This window comes from Pedobacter sp. UBA4863 (assembly GCF_002399615.1).
Classification (GTDB): domain Bacteria; phylum Bacteroidota; class Bacteroidia; order Sphingobacteriales; family Sphingobacteriaceae; genus Pedobacter.
In genome coordinates this window covers 1-6,696 of sequence record NZ_DHDZ01000062.1, presented here as the reverse complement: position 1 = coordinate 6,696, position 6,696 = coordinate 1, and the positions used below count along the sequence as shown (strand labels likewise).

At 37.0% G+C, this 6,696-nt stretch carries 5 protein-coding genes; 1 reads left to right on the top strand and 4 read right to left on the bottom strand.

Annotated elements, in window-relative coordinates:
- Positions 1–8: 8 nt before the first annotated feature.
- Positions 9–446, bottom strand: coding sequence for a DUF1896 domain-containing protein (locus tag B3I52_RS15670; RefSeq protein ID WP_293303103.1), 438 nt, complete (start codon positions 444–446; stop codon positions 9–11).
- A gap of 180 nt (positions 447–626) precedes the next feature.
- On the opposite strand from B3I52_RS15670, the gene B3I52_RS15665 reads away from it, so the two are divergent.
- The gene (locus tag B3I52_RS15665; RefSeq protein ID WP_293303101.1) at positions 627–2,240 is read left to right on the top strand and encodes a hypothetical protein; all 1,614 of its coding nucleotides are present in this window, start codon (positions 627–629) and stop codon (positions 2,238–2,240) included.
- Between the two features lie 32 nt (positions 2,241–2,272).
- Here the strand turns inward: B3I52_RS15665 and B3I52_RS15660 are convergent, their stop codons facing one another.
- The 3 genes from B3I52_RS15660 to B3I52_RS15650 form a co-directional block, all read right to left on the bottom strand.
- Positions 2,273–3,154 carry an ORF6N domain-containing protein gene (locus B3I52_RS15660; RefSeq protein WP_293303099.1) on the bottom strand — a complete coding sequence of 294 codons (882 nt, stop codon included), beginning with the start codon at positions 3,152–3,154 and terminating at the stop codon, positions 2,273–2,275.
- A complete protein-coding gene (locus B3I52_RS15655; RefSeq protein WP_293303096.1) occupies positions 3,144–5,237 on the bottom strand; it encodes a type IA DNA topoisomerase in 2,094 nt (697 codons plus the stop codon). The genes B3I52_RS15660 and B3I52_RS15655 overlap by 11 nt, the downstream gene beginning before the upstream one ends.
- A gap of 6 nt (positions 5,238–5,243) precedes the next feature.
- Positions 5,244–6,696 (bottom strand): DUF3945 domain-containing protein (locus B3I52_RS15650; protein WP_293303094.1); only part of this gene is annotated, 1,453 nt, incomplete at its 5' end.

The following is a 6,696-nucleotide window of genomic DNA, read 5'->3' as shown; positions in this document are numbered from 1 at the left end:
GTTGCTTTTTACTGAAGCCCATTCTCCTCAATCCATATTGCGATGGTTCCGGTTATTTCGGTATAGAGCAGATCAAACTCATAACCGTATGCAAAATCATCGGTTAGTTCATAGCTGGAGAAAACAGGCTCACAAATAGAGAACATTTTCAAGGCAAACGGTCGCAATTCCTCGTCTGCCATTATGGTATCATATTCATTGCATATCACCTGAAAAATGGTGTCGAATTTGGAAAAGTGCAGGTTTTCAAAAAGAATGTAATTTGCATATTGCTCACATTGTTCAATGTTGTTTCCTGCCTGAAAAGCACCCTCGTAGGCATTGGCAGCCCAAGAGGAACGTTGATCGATAAACTTTTGATCATTTGCTTTTTCAGGAAAGCTGGTATTTAATAATTCTTGCAGTCGTAATCTGAAATACGAAAGGTCTTTTTGTTGTGTATCCATGCTATATTTTTATTTATAATTTTACTTAAAACCCAAAATTAGAGAAGGAAAGAAAGACGTTTGTAGAAGTGGTAGGGTTTGGCTTTGAGTGGTAGGATTTGGCGTAAACATAATGAGCAAAGCAATCGAATAGAGATTGGTTTTGATTAAATTTGACGATTAAACAATAAAGGGAAGAATATGGCTAATAAGGATTTTGAAAATAAGAAACCAAACAATATTGCAGAATATATAACCCTTGCAAATGATATATCTGACTATCGAAACAGATTACAAGCAATAGATTTCCTTTCAAAATATAAATGCTTTGAAAGCAAAAAGGAATTATATCGTTTGATGAAAACGGATAGAATATTTGAAGTTAAAGAGCAAGCGTTTAGAGCATTGCAAAATTTTGACGAAGATGTAAGACTGACCAAAAAAAAGAAAGGAAAACCAGTTAAAACTATTAATGATAAACTTTTGATTTTGCACAATTCCTTTAATGGTGACCCTTATACATTAACAGATTTCAAGATAAAGTTTAAAGATGTATATCCCTATGTTTATGATATTTATAACTATGAAAAGAAATCAAAATTTGAAAACTTTATAACAAGCTCCATTAAGACATTCGCAAAAAATAAAATAAAGCACAATTATTCCATCAATATAAACCTTGATGCTTCTGACATTTCAATTTCTCGTGAAGTATTTGAAATGGAGTATAAAGGAAGTTCAGAAACAAATGATGAGTTGGTAATTGAGAATAATACAGTAATCATTAAGTGCAATAGAACTGCAAAAATCAATCTTATAAACATTGTTTTTTCGGAAAGCAATTCTATTCATAATCAGATTATAAAATCTCTGATTTACTATTACATCCGAGTAAATCGTTTCGTTCCTATACGGAATATCTCCATTAACCGAATAAAGCAAACAGGAGAAGAAACAATGCTTTCTTTGCCAACTACGAATATTGGTATCGAGCAGATATTAACTGGCAAATTCCAAGGTGTTGATATTTCGACTGTAAATATCAACGACATATTCAAGGTTAATGACAAATCTAAAGCAATCCAGTATGCTTTAACCTATCTTTTGAAATCGAAAATTACCGATGAAGAAAGTGAACGGTTTGAAAAGTTATGGAAATCTTTTAACGCTATCTATTACTATTTTGGAAATGGTGCAAACGAAAACGAAAGTCACCGATTAATGAGAAACTTTATACTTACTAATCCAACATTATTTTCAAAATCACTACATAGAGCAAGAAGTATTACAGCTAAAGAACTTCGGGAAAAAGTTCGCTTTTATGAGCTTCTAAGTAATGATTATGATACTAAAGAAAAGATAGTATCCTTTATTGCCTTTATCTTCAGGTATCAAAATAAAATTATTTGTAAAAACCTGCTTGATAATATCAGTTATTTTGAAGCTGATTTAAAAGATATTTTCAATCTGGATAAAGTTGAAAGTAAGTTTAATAAGTTTGATTATATCAAAGACCTCTATCATAATAATAAGTCTTCAACAGACAGCGAAATAATCTTTAAAAAGATTAAAGAATATTTGGGTAATAAAGTTAAAAACCCTGCAACGAATACCGAATTAGAAATTATTGTCTTCATCTGTGTCAAGTACTGCTACTATTTACGGAACAAGATATTTCACGCAGAAAAGCAAGATTTAACTTTTAGGTTTGCTAAGAACAATTTGATTTTTGAATTAGAATGGGTAAATGAAGTATTGGAGACTTTAATTATCGAACTAATATCTGCTAATCTAAGTTGGACAAGAAGAAATTAGATTTTCAAATCCCTGTTTTGACAGGGATTTAATTAAGCTCTGTTTAGCAATTGGAGCATCCTACCAACCTCAATATCCATTCTCGAAAAGGCAAACCATTTTTCGCCCAGATCTTTCAGCGATGCTCCAATGTGGTAAAGTTCCATATTATCAATAATCAAAAAGCGGTCATGAGCATCGGAGAACACTTCAATTTCAATCGGAGGATATTGGCTATTGTAGCGTTGTAAGTCTAATCGTAATTGACTGCTGATACTTTTGGTGTAAATAGTGGCGGTTACACTACTATTTCGCTTGCCTAATATTGTAAGAACCGTATCATCCACATAATTATCAAGCAGAATAATAGAACTTTTGGCATTGCGAATAATATCAGAAACAAAGGCATAGGCATCAAAAATTTGTCCATTGTAGAAAATACCTTTTTCGCTGTGGAGTTTATCGCTTTCCATAGCTTTAAAAATTTCTTCAAATTTTTGGTCGGCTTCCAGTTGCTTCAACTCAATATTGTCCAAACGATGAAACAAAGCGGCATTGCTGATAAGCATTCTACGCATTTCCACAAAGGCTTCCATGATTTCAACACTGACTTTAACCGCTATATCCGAACGGAGTATAGCAGAAGCCATTGCGACCCCTTGTTCGGTAAAAACATAAGGCAAATAGCGTCTTCCGCCGTAATTTAAACTTGAGGTTCCAAATTGGAACCTCAAGTTTTCAACTTCATTTTCGGTCAGTTGAAAGCAAAAGGAGGCAGGAAATCGCTCAATGTTTCTCTTTACAGCTTTGTTGAGGTTCTTTGTTTCCACTTGGTATAAGGAAGCGAGGTCGCTATCCAACATCACTTGCTTGCCACGTATGGTATAAATTAGGTTCTTAATTTCCATTAGGCTAATGGCAGGTTTATTTTCCATTACTTTTGTAGTTTTTATTTTTAGCAAATTCAAAAGAGGTTTTGTAATCTTCATTCAACACGATGTAGGCATCGAATTTTTTTCCGGCTTTGCTTGTCATTCCTTTGATAAGTGAAGTTTTCTTTTTATTGATAAGGCTTTCAATATCGTTTATGCCGATTTGTACGCCACACACATTGCGGAATTGAACCCAGCCACAAACCTCATCGGGACATTTCACGATTTTATCACGGATAATGAGTTGCTGGCTTTTGCATTTTGGACAAACCAATTTAGGTAGGTTGTTTTGGGTAATGGAAGTTTGCAGCAATTCATTGGTAATAGATGAAGCGTATTTCTCCATCTCACTTTGAAATGCTCCTGCATCGGCTTCGTTGTTTTCGATTTTCTGCAATGTAAGTTCCCATTCGGCAGTCATTGCAACGTCCGCAATTTTTCGGTCTTTGACAAACTCATATACCTGTAATCCTTTTTCGGTAGGGATTAAGGATTTTTTTTCTCTTTGGATATAATTTCGAGTAAACAGGGTTTCGATTATTGCGGCTCTTGTAGCTGGAGTACCGATGCCGATATTCTGTAAAACCTTGCGTTCGTCTTCATTTTTGATTTCCTTTCCTGCGGTTTCCATAGCCGACAAAAGCCCTGCTTCGGTATAAAGCACAGGTGGTTTGGTTTTCTTTTCCAAAACGGAGGCTTCTTTTATTTTGAGTTCATCGCCTTTTTTCAGTTCAGGCAAATCTTGTATAGGTTCGGTATCATCGTCCGAAAAACTTCCCTTGATGGAACGCCAACCAACTTCAATAACCTTATAACCTTTGACGGTAAAATCATAATGCAATACTTGTAAACCCACATCAGTTATCTCTTTGATACAAGCTTGTGAAAGGGCTTCGAGCAACCGAAAGGCAATCATATCGTAAACGGCATTTTCCTTTGCGTTCAATGCTGACGGGATTTTGTCTGTAATTAATAATCCGTGGTGGTCGGTAACCCGTAAATCGTTCACTATACGTTTACTGAAACGTCCCCATTTCATTTTTGACACGCCTTGCTTACAGGTTTCCCTGTCCTGCAAAGCCCTCACAAGTTTGGGGATTTCTGCCCATAGATCTTCAGGAATGCATTTACTTCCAGTACGCGGATAAGTGATAAACTTCTTTTCGTAAAGATTTTGAGCAATATTGAGGGTTTCCTCGGCAGAAAGGTTCAGCTTTTTGTTGGCTTCTTTTTGCAAACCAGTCAGGTCGAACAATAAAGGCGGTTGTTCTGTAACGTTTTTGGTTTCTACCGATATAACTGTTGTAGTTCCGCTTCGCTGAATGGCTTTCAGCGTATCATTGGCGAGTTTTTGGTCTTCCCATTTAGATTTGGAAAGACTTTTAAAATCTATTAGATCCTTATTGTGTAATAGTTGTATCTGCCAGTATTTCTTTATCGAGAAATTTTTGTTTTCCAAATAGCGTTTGCATATCAAGGCTAGTGTTGGTGTCTGTACTCTTCCAAGCGAATAGATGCCATTGTCGACGGCTATGGAAAGTGCCTGTGTAGCATTGATACCTACGAGCCAATCGGCACGGCTTCTACCTTGTGCCGCCTGATACAAGCCGTCAAATGCTGTCCCGTCTTTCAGGTTATCAAAACCTTGCTTTATTGCCTTTTCGGTAAGTGAGCTTATCCAAAGGCGTTCAAAGGGCTTGTTACATTTGAAGTATTCGTAGATATAACGAAATATCAGTTCTCCCTCACGTCCTGCATCGGTAGCGACAATAATGCTGTGACTACGATTAAAAAGCTGTTCGATAACTTTCAGTTGCTTTAATGCTCCTGTATCAGTGGTATAGCCTTTATCTTTTTTAACCTTGCGAACAGTTAATAAAAACGGGTTGGGCAATATGGGTAGAGACGCTTTATCAAATCCCGAGATGCCATAATCTTCGGGCATTCCCAATGCTATAAGATGTCCGAATGCCCAGGTAACAAAATAGCCGTTACCTGTAAGGTAGCCGTCCTTTTTGTCAGATGCACCCATAAGTCCTGCTATTTCCCTTGCTACGCTTGGTTTTTCTGCAATAATTGTTTTCATAATTGATTACCTTTTTACGCCTTTGGATTTTGCAGGAGCTTTGGGCTTTTCCTGTTGTTCCTGCTGTTGTTTGTTTTTCGGGTTTTGCTGTCCCGACTTCAAAGGCTCGTTGATGTTTTTGGTCGCTTCGTTGGTTTTACCCTCTGAATTAACGGCAGTTTGCGTTTTATGGGCTTCGGTAGGTTTTGCTTGTGCTTTAACCTGGCTTGGGAATTGGAAGTTCGTTTTTCCAGTTTCTGCATTGAAAGTGATATAGCCTTGATACGGTTGCCCTTTTTTATCTTTCAATCCATCAATGTAAACGGTTTGACCAGCTTTAAAATCCTTATGCTGCTCATCAGTCAATTCTTTACCTCTGAATGTTTTTGGAGCTTCCTGCGGCTGACTTTGCTGGTTGGTTTGATTGTTCTGCCCGTTACCTTGCATTTGCCTGTTGGCGTTACTGCGGTCAAAAAGAAATTCCACATAACGTTTGTCTGCATTGAACTGTACCGTTGCTGAAAATTCTGTTCCTTTTGTGGAAATTATACCCTCTAACTTTAGCGGTTTTCCCTCCATTAAAGTTTGTTTTTGGACATCATTCAGTTTTACACCCTTAATTTCATCGGGAATTTTTATGAAATCCGTTCGTAATGCAATTACATCATTTGTCAGCCTATCTATACTGATAATGGATGGCATTAGGTCGCCTGTTTTGGAATTGGTCAGATTAACCACACGCCCCATATTGCCCGTTTCGAGCAGATTTTTCTTGTCCTCATCCGTAAACTTATGTCCGAAAAATTCAAAATGCAGATTAGGTTCTTTTTTGATGCCGTGTATTCCCACCACAACTTTCCCGTCTTCTGCTTGCTGTAAAGACAAGCGGGCATCTGTTCGGAGGATAGTACCACCGAGGTTAACACCAATCGGTACGAGTTCGTTGGTTTTATAACCTTTCAATAAAGGTTCAAGTAGGTTTCTTTTTTCAAGGTATTCCTTGCTTAACCCGAGATTGGTCATCGTGTCCCAATCAATCTGTTCCGGTTTGTAGCGGTATTCGCTGGCTTCCGGTGTTGTTGTTTGTGTTGTTGCCATATCATTTTTATTTTCTTGTTTTTTACCTTCTGATGGTTGTGCTTTTACTTCGTGTTCTTCCATCACTTTTTCACCTTCTGGAGTTGGCTTACCTACTTGTTTTTGCATTTCTTGTGCTTTTTCAACAGCAACAGGTGCAGGTACTTTGAAGAAAGTAAAGTTTGTAGGGTTCTTTAACTGACTGAAAAAATTGGAGAAGAAGTTGGAAAAGAAATCACCGCTTTTATCTACACGCATAAATTGGTTTTGGTTTTTCTTTGTGGGATCAACGGTTTCCATTTTTCCGTTTGCGTCAATACTTTTTACGGCCTGAATTTTCATTTTCTCTTTATCCAGAACCAGCAATATGTCCGAAAGCTGTTCGGGCATTTCCTGTTTATTT